This is a genomic window from Erythrobacter litoralis HTCC2594 (genome assembly GCF_000013005.1).
GTDB lineage: Bacteria > Pseudomonadota > Alphaproteobacteria > Sphingomonadales > Sphingomonadaceae > Parerythrobacter > Parerythrobacter litoralis_A.
The window spans coordinates 1904489-1921323 of the sequence record NC_007722.1; the positions used below are offsets into that span (position 1 = coordinate 1904489).

Sequence of the window (16835 nt, forward strand, 5' to 3'; positions counted from 1 at the left end):
GTTTTTCGGCAACTTCGACTTCAGCGCGACTGGACCCGACCCGGCATGTCAACTTCACCACCGGCATGGTGCTTGGCGTGGACGATTTCCGCACCGAGTTCGGCTATTCGTCCGAGCGCGACAAACGCATGCTTCGCGAAGCCCATGGCTATGGCACGCTGGCCGGGCTGGAGGTCATTTTCGAGAATGACGGAGAGGACGGCCCGCGCCTGAGGGTTACCCCGGGATCGGCCGCCGCACCCAGCGGGCAAATGATCTGCGTCGGGCGCGAGCAATGCGGCTCGCTCAACCAGTGGCTGGCGCGCGAGGAAGTGACGACCCGCCTCGACGAGATGGCGGCAGACGCCCCCGCCGATACCACCCTGCGCTTCCCGGTCTGGCTGACGCTTCGCTATCGCGACTGCGCGGTCGCCCCGGTGCCCGTGCCGGGCGAGCCCTGCCGCAGCGACGAGGAACTCATGGTCCCCTCGCGCATCGCCGACGACTACACGCTCTCGTTCCAATTCGCGCCACCGGCAATGGCGGAGTCCGAAGGGATCGCGCTGTTCGACGCATGGTTCGCGGGGATCGATGTCTCCACCGATGCCGACGACGACATGGCGCAGCTCCCGGCGCGGATCGAGGAAGCGCGCGAGCAACTGGACGCGCTGTTCCCGGCCCTCGCGGCGGAACCCGTGGTCCCGGACACGCTGGATCCGATCTCCATCCATCCCGATCTCGCGCCGGGGTTCTTCGCGGCGATCAAGCGTGTGTGGGCGACGAGGCTGCGACCACGCGTGATGGCGCTTTCCTGTGCCGATACCGGGGCCGAAGGCGACGATTGCGTCATGCTCGCGCGGATCGATTTGGGCGCGATCAACGCGCCCGCGGGCTGGCAGGTCGCCAATGTCGAAGACAGCGACGGCGAAGTCGAAGCCCGCGTCGATGAAAGCAACCGGCCGATCCTGCTGTCCTCTGCCCTTGCCCAGACACCCGCAGGCGAAGACCTGTCCGCTGTCGACAGCGGCATGGGTGTGGCGATGCTGTCGGCCGACGGCACGGTAGAGATTTCGCAGGGCTTCGTGCTCGTGCTCGGCGAGGATCCGGTCACCGTCGGTATTCCCGGCGCCGACGCAGATACGGCGGGCCACCTGCTCACTGTCCGCCTGGCCAGCGCCACCAATTCGAGGATCGAACCGGCCGCCGGGCAAATCGATGGCGCGGATACGCTGGAGATGGAAGAGCTCTCCGAGGTTCGCCTCGTCTCCAACGGGTCCGGCAACTGGATCGTCCTGCGGCGGATGACGCGCGGAGGCGACAATGGCTGATCCATCGATCCTGCTGGAACAACCCGTCGCGGAGGGAGGGCTGGAAGCCACCTTCTTTTTCAACGGACGATTGCTGGAAGGCTCCGATTTCACGCGCGAACAGAATGCCCGCGCGGCGGCCGACGAACGGCTGGGCCAGGCGATGGGCGCGGGCGTCGCGTTCGGGCTCACCCTGAAGGAAGGCATAGCCACGGTGGCCGACGGAGCCGAAGGGCAGACGGGCCGACCGATCGTCGTCGAGCCGGGCCTTGCCGTGAACGCGCTGGGCCAGGCGATGCGGCTGCATGAACGCCAGCAAATCCAGCTGACGCGGCCGCCAGCCGCCAATGACGGCGTGCTTGCGAGCGGCTGCGGACCGTTCGGCGCATGCTCACCGCTCGGCTCCGGCACCTATGTCGCGGGCCAGGGCGTCTACATCCTCACCATTGCCCCGGCGCAGCTGCGCTCGGGCCGGGCGCCGAGCAACGGAATCGGCGGCGACGGCGGGCAATGCAATATCGACCAGGTGGTGGAGACCGTGCAGTTCCGGCTGCTCGAAGTCCGCCCGCAACTCTACGGCTCGCTCGCCGCCACCGCAGCCGATTTCCGCAACAGGATTGCCTATCGCTGCTTCGGCGAAGGCGCGAAGGCGGACTGGGTCACCCACTTGCTCGCCCGCGGCGCGCGCGGCAGCGACCTGCTCGATGCCATGAAATCTTTCGGGCTGGCAGAGCAGGAGGTTCCGCTCGGCATCCTCGCCTATACCGGCGCAAATACCATTGAGTTCATCGACAGCTGGGCGGTGCGTCGCCCGCTCGTCCAGCCCGACGGCGGCGACAAGCTCGGCTCGCTGGTCGAGCCCTATCGCTTGGCCAATGGCATGGCGATGCTGCGGCAGTTCCAGGATCACCTCGCGGCGGAAGTCGGCTCACCCGTAGAGCTTGGCGGCGTGAAGGCCCGCTCGCATTTCCCCTACCTGCCGCCCGCCGGAGTCTTGCCGGGCTTCTCAAACGACCAGGCGGCCGAGTTCTTCGGCGGCATGACCATCCGCGGCCCGGTCCATATCAATGGCCCGCAAGTCGAGCCGCTGCTGCGCGAAAGCCTCTCGGCCCCCGCCCTGCGTAGCCAGGACAACGAAGTCGTCTGGATTTACGCCGTCGCGAGCAATCGCATGGCCGGTGCGGTCGCCGCCGGCGATCCCGAAACGGCCGACCCCTACCTGATCTTCGCCCGCGGCGACCTCGCCTACCGAGGCAACGCCCGCTTCAACCTGCACCGCTGGGACTACGCCAATTACGCGCTGACCTGAACGGGCACGCGCACCTGACGAAAGGATAGAGAGATGCCCACGTTAACCGAAGAATCCGTCGTCACGATGGCGAGCATCTTCGAGGCGCTCGAAGGGGTGTTGAGCGAAGACGAGCGCCAGGCGCTGCTGACCGATCTGATCGACGTGAGCCCCGAAGGCGTCGCGCCGGGCGACCTGATTACTGCCGAGCTGTTCAACGCGATGATGAGCGATATCAATTCGCTGAAGATTCGCGTGGCCGGTCTGGAGGGCGCATCCGGAGCCCCGGTGATTACCGGCATCAGCCCGTCGGGCGCCATTCCGATATTCTCACTTCTGACCCTGAGAGGGGTCAACTTCGATCGGGAATACCGCAACAACACGGTGAGGATCGGCAACACGGTCATCCGCAGCTTCCGGCGAGGCGACGAGACCAGCCTCGCCTTTACGGTCCCCAACGAATTTGCCGACCTTCCGGCGACGCTTCCGCTGACCATCGAAACGGACGGGCAAGTATCGAACGCCATGACAGTCAGCTTGGTCGAGAATGTCCCCGAGCAGGATGGGGCTTTCGACATCATCACCCTTGAAGCGCCATCTGGCGTGATGTCCGCCGGGGAAACCATCGAGATTACGTGGCAGATTTCCGCACCGGTCATCCTCGCGGATGTGCTGCAGCTGCAACTGGCCGCAACCGCTACGGACGGGGCGAACGAAGCGGAATGGCAGGCAAACACGCGTTTCTCTCCGCAATCTCCTTTAGCAATCGCGCCGGGCAGCATCGTCTCGGTCACCGCCACGATCGACGTTCCGGACGATGCGCGAGCGGCCGATCTTCGTCTGCGCGCCACCCGCCAAGACGGCGAAGTGAGCGAGAATCCGACCGCTGTCGAATGGCGCGATGGAGGGACGCTGGAGGTGTCCGATCCCAGGGCCGACATCACCTTCGATCTCACGGGCAATGCCGACGGTGTCGAAGAAGCAACCATCGAGGTGAACGGAGCTTCGGTGCCCGGACTGACGTTTACGAATGGCGGTCAGGCCGAAATCCAGTTTATCCTGCAGGACAACAGGACCGGGACGGCCCGGGCGGATTACGATTTTGCCGTCACCGTCGAGTCCAACGCAGCAGCATGGCCCATCACGCTGGGACCCATTCCCGCTTCGGAGACCGATATCCCGGCGGGCGATCCGGTCACTTTCAGCATCATCATGAACAATAGCGGCGGCAGCGTTGGCGACATCACGCATCTGCGCGTCGAAGCGACACAGACCGCAACAGCAATCGAGTCCTACACCAGCTTTGCGCGCATTCCGCTGCAACGCGTCTAACGAGGAGAAGCATCCATGTCCGACACACTGACCTTTCCCAACCACGACGGGGTGACCGGCGGACCACCGACCATCGATGGCTTCTTCGATCCGGATTACATGATCACCGGCGAGACGCCCGAAGGCGGCTACGTCAAGGGATCGCAATATGTGTTCGGCGATGGCGGTATCGCGCCGTTTGTGTTCAGAGGCATCAGGAACGCGGGGAACGGGCGCATCTGCATGGCCTTCATGCTCCGCCTGACCGGCGCTTTCGCGCAGGACAATCGCGTATTCATCGCGCTCAAGCCCATATTTTCTGGCACCGATGTGACCGAATACCGGATGATCGAGATCGCACCGGTCGACGACGGGATCGGTTCGGACGCCGGGAGCGGAACGGGTGCCAACGAAATCAAGACCAATATCGATCCGGACAACCCGCCTGTCGGCGTCGATCTGGAGGTATTCTATCGCCGCGGAGTGGTGAACGCCGCGATCCCGTCAGGAATAGAGTGGGATGACATCACGCCCACGAACACGACCGTTCGCGTCAGATCCTGGAAGCCATACAGCGGAGCGACCACGGAGCATGCATGGAGCGTCGAGATCGAACTGCCGACGACCGTTGCCGATGGCGGCACGGACTGGATCGACCTCGCCAATGATTTCGGCCTCTATTTCAGTGTGGTCGAAATCGTCCCGGTCGCGCCGGCCATGGCAACCGAATACGTGTTCCCAGCCGGTGCCGACGAGTTCCAATCGATGTTTACATTCGATCCCCAATTCGGTCATGGCCTGCTGCCACCTATCCCGGCCGGTGCAATGCCGGGCATCAGCTTCGTAGGTGGGTGGCAGGGCGTAGGCCGCAGGCCCGCCGGAAGCACATCTACCACGCTCACCGGGTTGATCGAATCCCAAGTCAACGGGATCGGCGACGATCAGGACAACGAACTGGTCGCCTTGCTGGAAAATACCGGTGCGAACGACGTGACCGGCGTGACGGCGGAATTCCGGCTGAAAAATTACGGCCTGCCGCCTGGATCGCCGGCGAATTGGGACAAGCCCAACGGGCTCGCCCCCAACCCGACGGTACCGATGACCGTGCCGGTTACTGCCAGCCCGGCAGACCATGCCGCACTGGCCTCCGTCTGGCCAATCGCCGACGTGCCGACACCCGTCCCCACCGGACTGCACCAGTGCATGTGGGTGCAGCTCGACTCGGCGAGCACCGCTGCCTTCGGCCAGTCGAGCATGCGCAGGAACATGAACATCGAATCGTTCTCCGCAGTCGAACAGGAGGCGGAAGTCAGCGGCGAAGGATACGAGGAACCTGCCGACGGAAGCGATCATCACGATTTCTTTCTTCAGACATTCGCTCGCCGTATCGTCGTGCCCGAGCTCATCGAGAACGAAAAGGACGCGGATGATGAAACCATGGGTCTCGCACGAAATGCCATTTTCGTAACTCGCCTGAAAGAACGCGAAGACGGGCGCGACGACAATGGCGAGATCATTCGCGACATGAGTTTTGCCACGAGGGCGCGCGCAAATGTCGGAAATGCGGCGCGACAGTTTCGCGATACCGTGATCCACATATGGATCACGCGCGGCTATCGCCTCACCGACAGGACTGTGACAATCGGATCCAACACCTACCCGCTGCTGGACAACAGCTGTGGCCAGTTCGGCGTCGTTGGCGTTCATGACGGGATCAAGGATCCCTTCACCTGGCAGTTCAAGGGAAAGGGCCTCTCGCAATTCAAGAGCGGGCTCTATGCGCTCAAGGTCCCGCACAAAGGAACTACCCGGATCGGTTTCCGGTTGGAAGCAGACCCGGATGTGCGCCCCGGCGACAAGAGCGATCTCCCCCGCATCGAGAAGGTCAAGCCACTCGAGTCCTGGAAACCCGGAAACGTTGAAGGTTCAGGGCGTCCGGAAAAGCCCGGGACTGGCAACGGGAAGAAGGGCAAGGACAAGGGCGGCTGTCTCGGATTGCTGGTCGCGATGGCAGCGATACCGGCGGCCATCGTCGCTTCGCTGTTCGGCATCGACAAGGTCTGATGCGGTGAGCGGTATCCGCCTGAAATCCCTGCGCGGTACGGATCTGTGAACCGCTCAGCTCCCATCCTCCCCAACGCCGCGCTCGTCATCGATCGGGCGCGGCTGCGGGGTGTGGGGGAGCGGCGGCAGCTTGTGCGGGCCTTGTCGCACGGGCCGACCGAAGGGCTTGGCATGGCGCCCGGGGAAATCCTGCTGGTGCCGCATTTGTCGGTCCGGCAGCGCCTGGGGGCATACGGCACGAACAATGCCTTTGTGCGGGGCTTTTCGCAGGCCCTTCGTGAGAGCCTCGAAAAAGCGGCGCTCGATCCCTCGGGCGTCGTCGGCGAGGGGCAACCCGTTCGCTTCTCATCTCTTCCCCGGATGGCGGCGTGGCTGATCGGCAACCGCACCGCGGCGCGTCCCTACGAGCAGGGACTGTTCGCCGATGTGCCGGGCGTCAGCGACCTGCGGGGCTGGGTCCGGCGGGTGCTGCTGCCCGATGCGCCGAGCCTGACGCAATGCGCGGCGCTGCTGCTGCATCGACACCGGTTGGCTCCGTGGCTGGCGAGCATGGACACAGCAGACCTCGTCGCCATGGAGCGGTCGCTGGGCGAGGCATTCGCCGTGCCGACAGGAAGTTTCGACCTCGCCGCACCGGGCATGGCCACGGAAGACGCGAGCCTACCATGGCCTGTGCCTGTCGAATTGCGGATGGTGCCGTTGCTGCAAGCGCTGACAGACCATCTCGACACCCACCCGCTTCCGTCGGCTCATCGTGCCATGGGAGCCGGTCTGATCTGGTGCGCGACACCGCCTGCCCAGAGGAAAGGGGTGTCGCTGGACCGGTTTGTTGCGCGCGTAGCGGCGCTGACGGACGTTCCTGGCGAAACCACCGCCGCACAAATACCAAAGCAAGAAGATGCCGTCTTGGGCCGACCCGAAACGGCCACGCGCGCCGCCCCTCTCTCTAAGACCGGTCTCCCGCAGGCAGCGGAGGACGCTTCGATTGGCTCTCCAAAACCAGCGCCGGTGCTCAATACCCCGGGCGATCCTGCGATCTTGTCGGGAGAAACTACCGGGTGCGTGCAATCGGTGGCAGCCACACCATGGGCCCAGTTCGAGATTTCTCATCCCGACAACCACGGGGGCGCGTGGTCCAACGCACCGCAAACCGCGCTCGCCGATCCGGAACTCGGCTTCCAGAGCCGCTTCTGCGGCATGTTCTACCTCGTCAACAGCCTACGGAGGATCGGTTTCACGAAGGACTTCGGACTTGCCCGATCTCCCGGCAGTGACCTCCCGCCCTTCGGCCTGATCGACCGACTGGGCGAGTGGTGGTTCGGGCCGGACTACCTGCGCTCGTCGATGCATCTTTGGGCGACGGCGAATGCAGCGCCGCTCTCCTTGCCGACACGCTTCACGCACCCCTCGCTGACCCGAGACGACACGCCGGATAGATCCGGCGGCATCGTCCGTGACGGCCGGCATATGGCGGTCTGGGCGGGACATGATTTTCCGTTGCTGGATTGGCCCGGATGCACCGGTCGGCGCCAGCTGATCGCGGCTGCCGGGGCTGGGACGCTCGACAGTGGACACATCCGCAAGGCGAGGGGCCGCCAGCGGCTGCCGCAATCGCCCGGTCTCCGCTGGATCGCGGCATTGGCCCGGTCGGTGGAAACCGATCTGGCGCAGCGCAGTGGCGATGAGGACCTGTCCTTTGCCGACCTGGCACTGGAAGGCGACGTTCGCATCGTCGACGGCGCCATTACGGTCCGTTTCGATCTGTCCGATCTCCCCTTCGCCATTCGCTTCGCCGGGCTGGACCGAGATCCGGGCTGGATCCCGCAGGAGGGGCGCTCGCTCGCCTTCATCTATCGATGACCGCGCCGCGCCCCCTCCACGACCTGGCCGTCTGCGCCGAAGAGCAGTTCCGGCTGCATCTGCTCGGCCTCGTCGTCGACATGCTGCACCGCGAACGCCGCGAGGGCCGTCTGTTCGAATATCTCGACCAGTTTCCGTTCCTGCAAAGCTATGTCGACAGGATCGAGACGCTGTTCGGCAGCGATCTGCCCGCGCCGAAGGATTGGCGCGCCGCCGTTCGTCACTGGCAGGGCGAAACCGAACTTCCGCTGGACCGATTGCACAAGGCGTGCCCCGGGCCGATTGCGGCTGCATCGCTGCTCCTGATCGCCGCCGTCGAGGAGGATCCGCGCCTGTCGCTGCTGGACGAGCCAGAAGGCGGTGCCCCGACCCTGGGCGGTATGACCGCGTTCTTGTGCGACATGTTTCCCGATCACGGCACGGGAGATATCCGTGCGGTTCTGATGCGGATGGCCGAAGTCGGCGTGTTGCAGGTCGGCAGCCGCGATGCGCCGCGTATCCAGTGGAGCTTGCGGGTCTCGCCGGCGGCGTTCGAACTTGTCTCGGGCGCGCCCTGCCTTCGTGACCATTTCCGCCTTACCGCGACAGGCGATTTGCCTTCACCCGAAGTGTGGGTTGCCCCCGGCCCTGACAGCGCGCGGCCCGAAGACCTCTCCAGGTTCCTGCAGTCGACCCGGGACAGCACGATCCTGCTCCGCAGCGACAGCCACAACGGGCGCAAGACCTTCGTTCGCATGGCTGCGCAGGCTGTCGGCAAAGCGGTCCTGCATTGCCAGAGCGGTACGATGGCGGACCGCGATCTCTGGGCCGAAGCGAACCTCGTGGCCGCGCTGGCCGATGCACTGCTGCTGATCGAATGTGCGCCTGTCCCCGGCGAGCGGATCGTCGTCCCTGCCGCTCCCCTGAACGCTCCGCACTGCGCGCTGGTCACGACGCACGCGGCCAGCATCGACCATGGCCGGCGACCGGGCGCGCTCTACCCCATCGTCCTCGCGCGACCGGATCAGGACGCCCGCAAGCGGCACTGGCGCAATGCCGGCTGGTCGCGACATGCGGCGAAGCTGGCCGACCGGCTGCTGACGTCGGGCCATATCTACCGGGTCGCTCGCGGTGCCGTGCGCGAACGGAAAGACCAGGCGCGCGAAGCCATCGATACCGCGCTGGCTTCGATCCGCGATCCGCGCCTCGAAACGACCGCGCACCGCATCGCGCTCGGAGACGAGCTCGACGATCTGGTCCTCGATCCAGCCGAGCGGGAAGAGGTCGATGCGCTCGCTCTGCGATGCCGCTTGCGCGAGCAGCTCCACAGTAGCAGCGAGGCAGGCGTCAAGGCGCTGCTGAGCGGAGCGAGCGGCACCGGCAAGACGCTCGCTGCCAAGCATCTCGCCCGCACCCTCTCCCGCCCGCTCTACCGGATCGATCTCGCCGCGACCGTCAACAAATATATCGGCGAGACCGAAAAGAACCTCGAGATGGCGCTGGCTGCTGCCGAGGAGCTCGATGTCGTATTGCTGCTCGACGAAGGCGACGCCTTGCTCGCCAAGCGTACCGATGTCGGCTCGGCGACCGATCGCTACGCCAATATGGAAACCAACTTCCTGCTCCAGCGGCTGGAGGATTTTCGCGGCATCATCCTGGTGACTACCAATGATGGCGAACGCATCGACAAGGCGTTCCGTCGCCGCATGGATGCGATTATCCCCTTCCGCCTGCCCGACCAGTTGCGCCGCCAGGAAATCCTGATGCGGCAGTTGGGCGAGCATGACCTCAGCCAGGCGATGATCGACGAAGTCGCCTGCCGCTGCAATTTCACCGGCGGACAGATTCACAACGTGGTGCTTCATGCCCGGCTGCTGGCGCTCGCTGCGAAGAGCGCCATCACCGACGCGCATATGGTCAAGGCGGTCGAACGCGAATACCGCAAGACCGGCGAACATTGCCCGCTGCGCCCCGCTCTGGCCGAGGTCGGCTAGGCCGTGGCGCAGGCAGCCCGCAAACCGGCGGAACCGGCCGCCGCGCCGAAACGGGCCAAGCCACCACCCGTCCGCGCCAAGCCGAGCGTCCAGCGCAAGCCCAAACCCGAGAAAGACGAGGTCGAGGACCGCAAATCCGTCCTACTGGGCGGCGGGGTCCAGGCCAAACGCATGGCGCAGCGCACGGCGGCGAACGGGGAGGACAGCGCGCCCGACGTCCAGCGCAAGGCGGCAGAAGAGGAAACGCCCGCCGCCACTCCCAGTGTACAGGCCAAACCGTTCGTCCAGCGCATGACGCTGCTGGATGCGCAGATCGACGAAGCGAAGAAGCTCGCCGACGCGGGCACGGGCGTGAGAATCCAGAAGGCGGGCTTCGTCTCGTCGCCAGAGGATGCCAGCGAGCGAGAGGCCGACCGGGTGGCCGATGCCGTCGTCTCGTCTCCAGCTCCCAAGGCTGCGGTGGGCCGGGTCACGACAGGCGTGCAGCGCAAGGAAAGCGCGGACGATATCCTGCGCGCGGGCCAGTCCGGTGGCAGCGACATCGAAGTCGAAGCCCGGATCAAGGCCGCGGCCGTCGGTGGCAAGCCGATGTCGAAGAAAACGCGCGCCTTGCTCGAACCGCGCTTCGATGCCGATTTCTCCGGCGTCCGTATCCATGACGATGCGCAGGCGGCCAGGCTCGCGACCCGCATCGGTGCGCGGGCCTTCGCTTACAGCAACCACATCTTCTTCAACGAAGGGCAGTATCAGCCGGACACGATCGCCGGGCGCCACTTGCTCGCGCACGAACTGACGCACACGATCCAGCAGAAGGCCGCTGTCCAGCGCAAGGGTGCGGGCGGCGCGGCAGGTGCGCAGATCGGCGAGTCGACAGGGCCGCAAGCAAGCCGCCTCGGCGTCAGCGATGCGCTCGATTTCTTCGCCGAGGCTGCCTACAACATTCCCGGCTTCAGGATGTTCACCATCCTGCTCGGCGTGAATCCGATCAACATGCGCGATGTCGAGCGAACCGCCGCCAACATCCTGCGCGCGATCGTCGAATTCCTTCCCGGCGGGCGGCTGATTACCGCCGTGCTCGACATGTACAACGTGTTCGAGGACGTCGGCGCGTGGGTCGAGGAGCAGATGGACTCGCTCGGCATATCGGGAGCATCCATCAGGGCCTCGATCAACGAGTTCCTCGACAGCCTGAGCTGGAGCGACATCTTCGATCTTGACGGGGTCTGGGAACGCGCCAAGCGGATCTTCACCGACCCGATCGACGGCATTTTGACTTTCATCGGCTCGCTCTTCGACAAGATCCTCGAATTCGTCCAGAAAGCCGTCCTCGCGCCGATCTCCGCCCTGATCGAGCCGACCGAAGGCTACGGCCTGCTCAAGCAGATCCTCGGCTACGACCCGATCACCGGCGAAGAAGTCGAGCGCGACATCGGCGCGATCATCGGCGGCCTGCTCACCCTCGCAGGGCAGGAGGAGTTGTGGAACAATATCCAGGAAGCCAACGCGCTGGAGCGGATCGGCGAGTGGTTCTTCACCGCCATCGACAGCCTGATCGCACTGGTCGTTTCGATCCCCGACCGCTTCGTCGAAGCTTTCGAAACGATCGAAATCACCGAGTTCATGGACTTGCCGGGTGCCATCGCCAAGGTGCTCGGCGTGTTCGGCGGCATCGTGCTCGATTTCGGCGCGTGGATCCTCGACACCGTCTTCACCCTGCTGAAGATCATCGTTGAAGTCGTGGCACCGGCGGTCATCCCCTACCTTCAAAAAGCGGGCAAGGCGTTCGACACGATCATCAACGACCCGATCGGCTTCGTCGGCAATCTCGTTGCGGCAGCCAAGAAGGGCTTCCAGCTTTTCTTCCAGAATTTCATCCCGAACCTGCGCGGGGCGCTGATCCAGTGGCTGACCGGTGCGATGGCCGGGGCGAATATCCATATCCCGCAGGCCTTTACGCTGCAGGAAATCCTCAAGTTCGTCCTCTCGGTGCTGGGCCTCACGTGGGAGAACGTCCGGCCCAAGCTGGTGCGGGTGTTGGGCGAGACCGCCGTGACCGCGCTGGAGACCGGCTTCGAACTGGTCACCACCCTCGTCACCGAAGGTCCCGCCGCCGCATGGCAGCAGATCGTCGAGATGATCGGCAATTTGCGCGACATGGTGATCGAACAGATCATCAGCTTCGTCACCGACAAGGTGATCGAGCAGGCGGTGATCAAGCTGGTCAGCTTCCTCAACCCGGCCGGTGCGCTGATCCAGGCCATCATCGCGATCTACAACACGGTGATGTTCTTCGTCGAACGCCTGACCCAGATCGCGCAGGTCGCCGGCGCCTTCATCGACAGCATCGCCGACATCGCCGAAGGCAAGATCGACGGCGCCGCCGCCAAGGTCGAACAGACGATGGTCGGCCTCCTCTCGCTCGTCATCAGCTTCCTCGCACGCCTGGTGGGCCTGGGGAATGTCGCGAGGGCGGTGACCGACCTGATCGAGAAGCTGCGTCGACCCATCGATCAGGCGATCGACAGGCTGATCGACTGGATCGTGCGTCAGGCGCGGCGGTTTATGGGGGCGGTCAGAAGTGGTGTGGCACGGGTCGTCAGTTGGTGGCGTACCCGCAAGCCGCTGACATTGCCCAACGGGGATCGACACACGATATTTTTCGAAGGTAATGAGCGCGGCGCGAGATTGAAAATGGCGTCGGAAGAAAAACCGGTAGAAGATCATCTCACTGACGCACTAGCGGATGACGATCTGTCCAGCGCGGCAAAAGGCAGGGCCAGGATCGCTCTGAACTTCTTCACCCAGCATCTAGCGCCATTTTCCGGTACAACCTTACCAGACCCGATGCCGGCCGCACTTCAGGCCAAGCGAGACGCATTACCCGACAGGATAAATGATTTCGCCGAACTGATCAGAGGGATCCCTGATCAGTCCGACGATGCGATGCCGAACGCAGCATTCGGCTGGAATGGTCCAGACGAAGCCACAGCGGAACTCCTCTCAAACCGGGGAAGTAGAGGTGGGCGCGATGCACGCTCTGGCAACCCCGCTGGATGGCGTCTTTTGCAGCACAAAGGAGTTACAAATGACGGCGACCGCTGGGTGCGAATGCACATGATTTCCGCAGCCTATGGCGGCCAAGATGTCGATGGGAACCTTATTCCAGCTCCAACGGCAGTCAACACCGGATCAATTGTGAGAGGCTTCGAAACGAGCGTGGAAGAAACTCTTTATGGCAGTGAAACTGCCGGTAATGTTCGGAGGCGCAATAGCCTGTTCAACATCGCACAACGTCGAGCCGTTATCTGGCTCAAGACCAAATCTAATGGCTATCATCCTGCAGTTGCGGTTCCAGCAGCCATATCGGACGACGGCAGCTACTTCGCCACCTCGGTAACCTTTACCGGAGGACTTCATTACAAGAACGGAGCGAATTGGGACAAGGATCCCCGAGCCCTCATCTCGGCCACCGCTCCAATCAAGCGACCGACCTTCCCGCGCACTTATCGACCCAACCTAAACACGATCGGACGCAATACAATCACCGAACGAACCGGGATTTCCGATCGTTTCGCAATGGAAATCATTTCAGAGCGAGGCGGCACACCTGCGGCACGGCGACACGCCAACGTTGCGGATTTCGCGAGTCGGATGACAGCCTACCGGATAGCAAACGGGCAACCAATCTCAGGAGCGTTTAACGGAATGATTGCTGCCGTCGGCGCTGCTTATGGTGCAAAAAAGATCAAATGGAGAGGTTGAATGGTATTGGCCGCAGCTCAATTTCTCGACTCTGTCAAAGCTTTGAAGGGGTGCGAGTCTATCAAGTTCATCAAGAAGCCTCGTGAATCTGAGCTCAAAAACCTTGCGAATTCCTTCAATCAGGCAGCGGTCGAAAGCGTACTTGGAGGCATTGCCAATGGAGCGGACATCGATTTGATTGCTCCATTTCTTGGACTACCTGACAAACTTCAGATTATTTGGGAGCTGGATGGATCGTTCGGAGAGACCCAGATCATCTCACCATTGGCAGGTTGGTTCGCCCCCTTTCCGAGTGCATACTCAGATGTCTTGAAAGGCTTCGCCCCTATCGAGAATATCGGAATTCTCGATCAAACAACTGATCGCGTGCCAACCAGCTTCGTTATATTTGACAAAACTACCCCGACGAAACGGGGCTTGTGGCTCTTCGATACGAGGTCTGTTGAATCAATCGATCTAAATGGAGAAGATTATCTTAGATTGTCTAATCAAGGTTTCGGCTTTGATTCTTGGCAATTCCTGTTCAGCCAGCATCCGATCCTTCCAGACCGAAGAGAAGCCATTCAAAAGGCTCTAGACTCCCTCGCAGAGAATTTTCCCGATCGCGATTTTTCCGAATTTCAACACCGACTGAACGCCTTTCAATAATCCTTCGATTTGAAACGAAATCAGGCAAAAGCCTCTTTTACCCCACCACGAAATTCACCAACCGCCCGGGTACGAAGATCGTCCGCCGCAGGGTGCCGCTGCCCAGATACTCCGCCACTTTCGCATCCGCCTTGGCGATTTCGACGACCTGCTCCTCGCCTGCATCGGCGGGCACGGATACGGTCGCACGCAGCTTACCGTTGACCTGGATCGAGATCGTCAGCTCGTCCGCTACGAGGTATTGCTCGCCCGGATCGGGCCATGGCTGGCTGAACAGGCTGGCGCTCATGCCGAAGGCCTCGCGCCAGAGGTATTCGGCCATGTGCGGGGCGAATACTCCCAGCACCTTCATGAACTCGGCCATGACATGGCGCAGCAGCGGCTTTTCGGCATCGCTCGCACCGGCCACCAGCGGGCGCAGCTCGCCCACGAAGCTGTGCAGGCGGGCGATGGCGTTGTGGAAACCGCGGCGTTCCTCGAGATCCTCCGCCACTTCCTTCGCGATCTTCGCCAACTCGCGCATCGCAGCCTTTTCGGCGTCTGTTCCCGGCGCAGGCTCGCCCTCCAGCGCGGGCGCAGAGGCGATCTGGCCCGCCAGCGTCCAGATCTGGCTGAGGAAGCGCTGCTTGCCTTCAATCCCGCTGTCGTCCCAGTCGATATCGCGCCGCAGTGGCGTATCGGCGAGGATATAGAGCCGCAGTGCATCGGCGCCGTATTTGTCGACCGCTTCGGTCGGGATCACGACATTCCCCTTGGACTTGGACATCTTCTCGCCGCCGAGCTTGACCAGTCCGTTGTCGAGGAAGTTCTTCACCGGCTCCGACGTCGGGGTCATCCCGATCGCATGCAGGAAATGGCTGATGAAGCGGAAGTAGATGAGGTGTTGCGAGGCATGCTCCAGCCCGCCGACATAATAGTCGATCGGCATCCAGTCCTCGGCGCGGCTCTCGCGGAAGGCCTGCTCGCCGTTCTTCGCGTCGAGATAGCGCCAGGCATACCACGACGAGCACATGAAAGTGTCCATCGTGTCGGTTTCGCGGATCGCCGGATCGCTCGTGCCCGGAAAGGTCGTTTCGAGGAAGCCCGGCGCGCTCGCCATGGCCTTGCCTGAGCCCTGGCTGAAATCGACGTCTTTCGGCAGCATGACCGGCAGGTCGGGCGCCTTGGCCCAACCGTGTTCGTCCGAATGCACCATCGGGATCGGCGCACCCCAGAAGCGCTGGCGCGAGATCAGCCAGTCGCGCAGGCGGAAATTGACCTTGCGCGTGCCGAGGCCCTGCTCGACCAGGTGATCGATGATTGCGTGCTTGGCTTCATGCGTCGACATGCCGTCGAACTGGCCGGAATTCGTCATGAAGCCGGGGTCGGTATAAGCCTCGTCCAGATCGCCTTCCGGCGCATCCTTCGCGGGCAGGATCACCTGCCGGATCGGCAGGCCGTTGGTCCGGGCGAAATCGAAATCACGCGCGTCGTGTGCGGGCACGTTCATGATCGCGCCGGTGCCATAGCCGCCCAGTACGTATTCGCTGATGTAGATCGGCAAGTCTTCGCCGGTCAGCGGGTTGCGCGCCTTGGCGCCCAACGCAACGCCGGTCCGCTCCGCCGTTTCTCGCTCCAACTCGCTGCGGTTGGTGGCGAAGGCGATGTATTCCTCGACCTTCCCCTGCACCTCGGTCGCGGCGAGGTCCTTCACCAGCGGATGTTCGGGCGCGAGCGTGATCGAGGTCACGCCGAAAATCGTGTCGGCGCGGGTGGTGTAGCACCTGATCGTGTGACCGCCCTCGCCCAGCACGGGGAATTCGATCTCGACGCCTTCGCTGCGCCCGATCCAGCCGCGCTGGACCGCGATCGCTTCATCGGACCAATGCCCCTGCAACGTATCGAGCCCGTCCCACAGCGACTGCGCGAACCTGGTGATACGGACATACCATTGCGGCAGCTGCCGCCGCTCGACCGGCGCGCCGGAGCGCCAGCCCTTGCCGTCGATCACCTGTTCGTTGGCGAGCACGGTCTGGTCGACGGGGTCCCAGTTGACCCAGCCATTGGCGCGATAGACCAGATCGTGGTCGTAGAGCGTCTGAAACAGCCACTGCGTCCACTTGTAGAACTCGGGCGAGGCGGAATTGATTTCCTGGTCGAGGTCGAACGACAGGCCGAGCCGCGAGAACTGCTCGTCTTTCATCGTCGCGATATTGCGCTGCGTCCACTCGGCGGGATCGGCATTGTTCTGGATCGCGGCATTCTCTGCCGGAAGTCCGAACGCATCCCAGCCCAGCGGGTGCAATGTCTCGAACCCGCGAAAGCGCGAGAGCCGCGCGACAGCGTCCGAAATCGCATAGACCCGCACGTGACCCATATGGGCATTGCCCGAGGGGTAAGGGAACATGCCGAGCACGTAGCGCTTGGGCTTGTCGCTATCGAGATCGCATGCGTCGACATTTTCCGCCGCCCACACGTCGCGGGCATAGGCCTCGATGGCGTCGAAATTCTCGCGGAAGGGCTGGTCCAGCAAGGTGCCGCTGGATTGGGTCTCTGGCGTTTCGGACATGAGGCGATCTGGTCTGCTGGGATGAACGACAAAGGCGGCCCTGCAAGAGAAGCCGCCCGCACGCGACACGCACTAATCCCAAGCGACCGGCGGAG

9 protein-coding genes are annotated in these 16835 nt (G+C 63.2%); 8 read left to right on the top strand and 1 reads right to left on the bottom strand.

The features are described from left to right. Window positions 1-65: 65 nt before the first annotated feature. Genes EL2594_RS09225 through EL2594_RS09260 form a run of 8 tightly spaced genes read left to right on the top strand, consistent with a single transcriptional unit; the run spans window position 66 to window position 14192 of the window. A complete protein-coding gene (locus EL2594_RS09225) occupies window positions 66-1307 on the top strand; it encodes a hypothetical protein (protein ID WP_011414789.1) in 1242 nt (413 codons plus the stop codon). After that, window positions 1300-2595 (top strand): hypothetical protein, encoded by a 1296-nt coding sequence (locus EL2594_RS09230; RefSeq protein ID WP_011414790.1) that lies wholly within the window; start codon window positions 1300-1302, stop codon window positions 2593-2595. Before EL2594_RS09225 ends, EL2594_RS09230 begins: the two co-directional genes overlap by 8 nt. A 33-nt stretch (window positions 2596-2628) precedes the next feature. Beyond that, window positions 2629-3906, top strand: a complete 1278-nt coding sequence (locus tag EL2594_RS09235) for an IPT/TIG domain-containing protein (RefSeq protein WP_011414791.1) — start codon at window positions 2629-2631, stop codon at window positions 3904-3906. A gap of 15 nt (window positions 3907-3921) precedes the next feature. Then, window positions 3922-5949 (top strand): hypothetical protein, encoded by a 2028-nt coding sequence (locus EL2594_RS09240; RefSeq protein WP_011414792.1) that lies wholly within the window; start codon window positions 3922-3924, stop codon window positions 5947-5949. A gap of 45 nt (window positions 5950-5994) precedes the next feature. Next, window positions 5995-7809: a hypothetical protein gene (locus EL2594_RS09245; RefSeq protein ID WP_011414793.1), complete on the top strand. Its 1815-nt coding sequence runs from the start codon at window positions 5995-5997 to the stop codon at window positions 7807-7809. After that, window positions 7806-9782 carry an ATP-binding protein gene (locus EL2594_RS09250; RefSeq protein WP_011414794.1) on the top strand — a complete coding sequence of 659 codons (1977 nt, stop codon included), beginning with the start codon at window positions 7806-7808 and terminating at the stop codon, window positions 9780-9782. The genes EL2594_RS09245 and EL2594_RS09250 overlap by 4 nt, the downstream gene beginning before the upstream one ends. A 3-nt stretch (window positions 9783-9785) precedes the next feature. After that, entirely contained in the window at window positions 9786-13544 is a 3759-nt protein-coding gene (locus tag EL2594_RS14920) for an eCIS core domain-containing protein (protein WP_011414795.1), read from the top strand. Beyond that, a complete protein-coding gene (locus EL2594_RS09260) occupies window positions 13545-14192 on the top strand; it encodes a hypothetical protein (RefSeq protein WP_011414796.1) in 648 nt (215 codons plus the stop codon). A gap of 37 nt (window positions 14193-14229) precedes the next feature. On the opposite strand, the gene leuS is transcribed toward EL2594_RS09260, so the two are convergent. After that, window positions 14230-16740 (bottom strand): leucine--tRNA ligase, encoded by a 2511-nt coding sequence (gene leuS, locus EL2594_RS09265; protein ID WP_011414797.1) that lies wholly within the window; start codon window positions 16738-16740, stop codon window positions 14230-14232. Between the last annotated feature and the right edge of the window lie 95 nt (window positions 16741-16835).

What these genes read in the sequence shown, in the direction of transcription:
- EL2594_RS09225 (WP_011414789.1), top strand. Translation starts at nt 66, where the DNA reads ATGGTGCTTGGCGTGGACGATTTCCGCACCGAGTTCGGCTATTCGTCC.
- EL2594_RS09230 (WP_011414790.1), top strand. Translation starts at nt 1,300, where the DNA reads ATGGCTGATCCATCGATCCTGCTGGAACAACCCGTCGCGGAGGGAGGG.
- EL2594_RS09235 (WP_011414791.1), top strand. Translation starts at nt 2,629, where the DNA reads ATGCCCACGTTAACCGAAGAATCCGTCGTCACGATGGCGAGCATCTTC.
- EL2594_RS09240 (WP_011414792.1), top strand. Translation starts at nt 3,922, where the DNA reads ATGTCCGACACACTGACCTTTCCCAACCACGACGGGGTGACCGGCGGA.
- EL2594_RS09250 (WP_011414794.1), top strand. Translation starts at nt 7,806, where the DNA reads ATGACCGCGCCGCGCCCCCTCCACGACCTGGCCGTCTGCGCCGAAGAG.
- EL2594_RS09260 (WP_011414796.1), top strand. Translation starts at nt 13,545, where the DNA reads ATGGTATTGGCCGCAGCTCAATTTCTCGACTCTGTCAAAGCTTTGAAG.
- leuS (WP_011414797.1), bottom strand. Translation starts at nt 16,740, where the DNA reads ATGTCCGAAACGCCAGAGACCCAATCCAGCGGCACCTTGCTGGACCAG.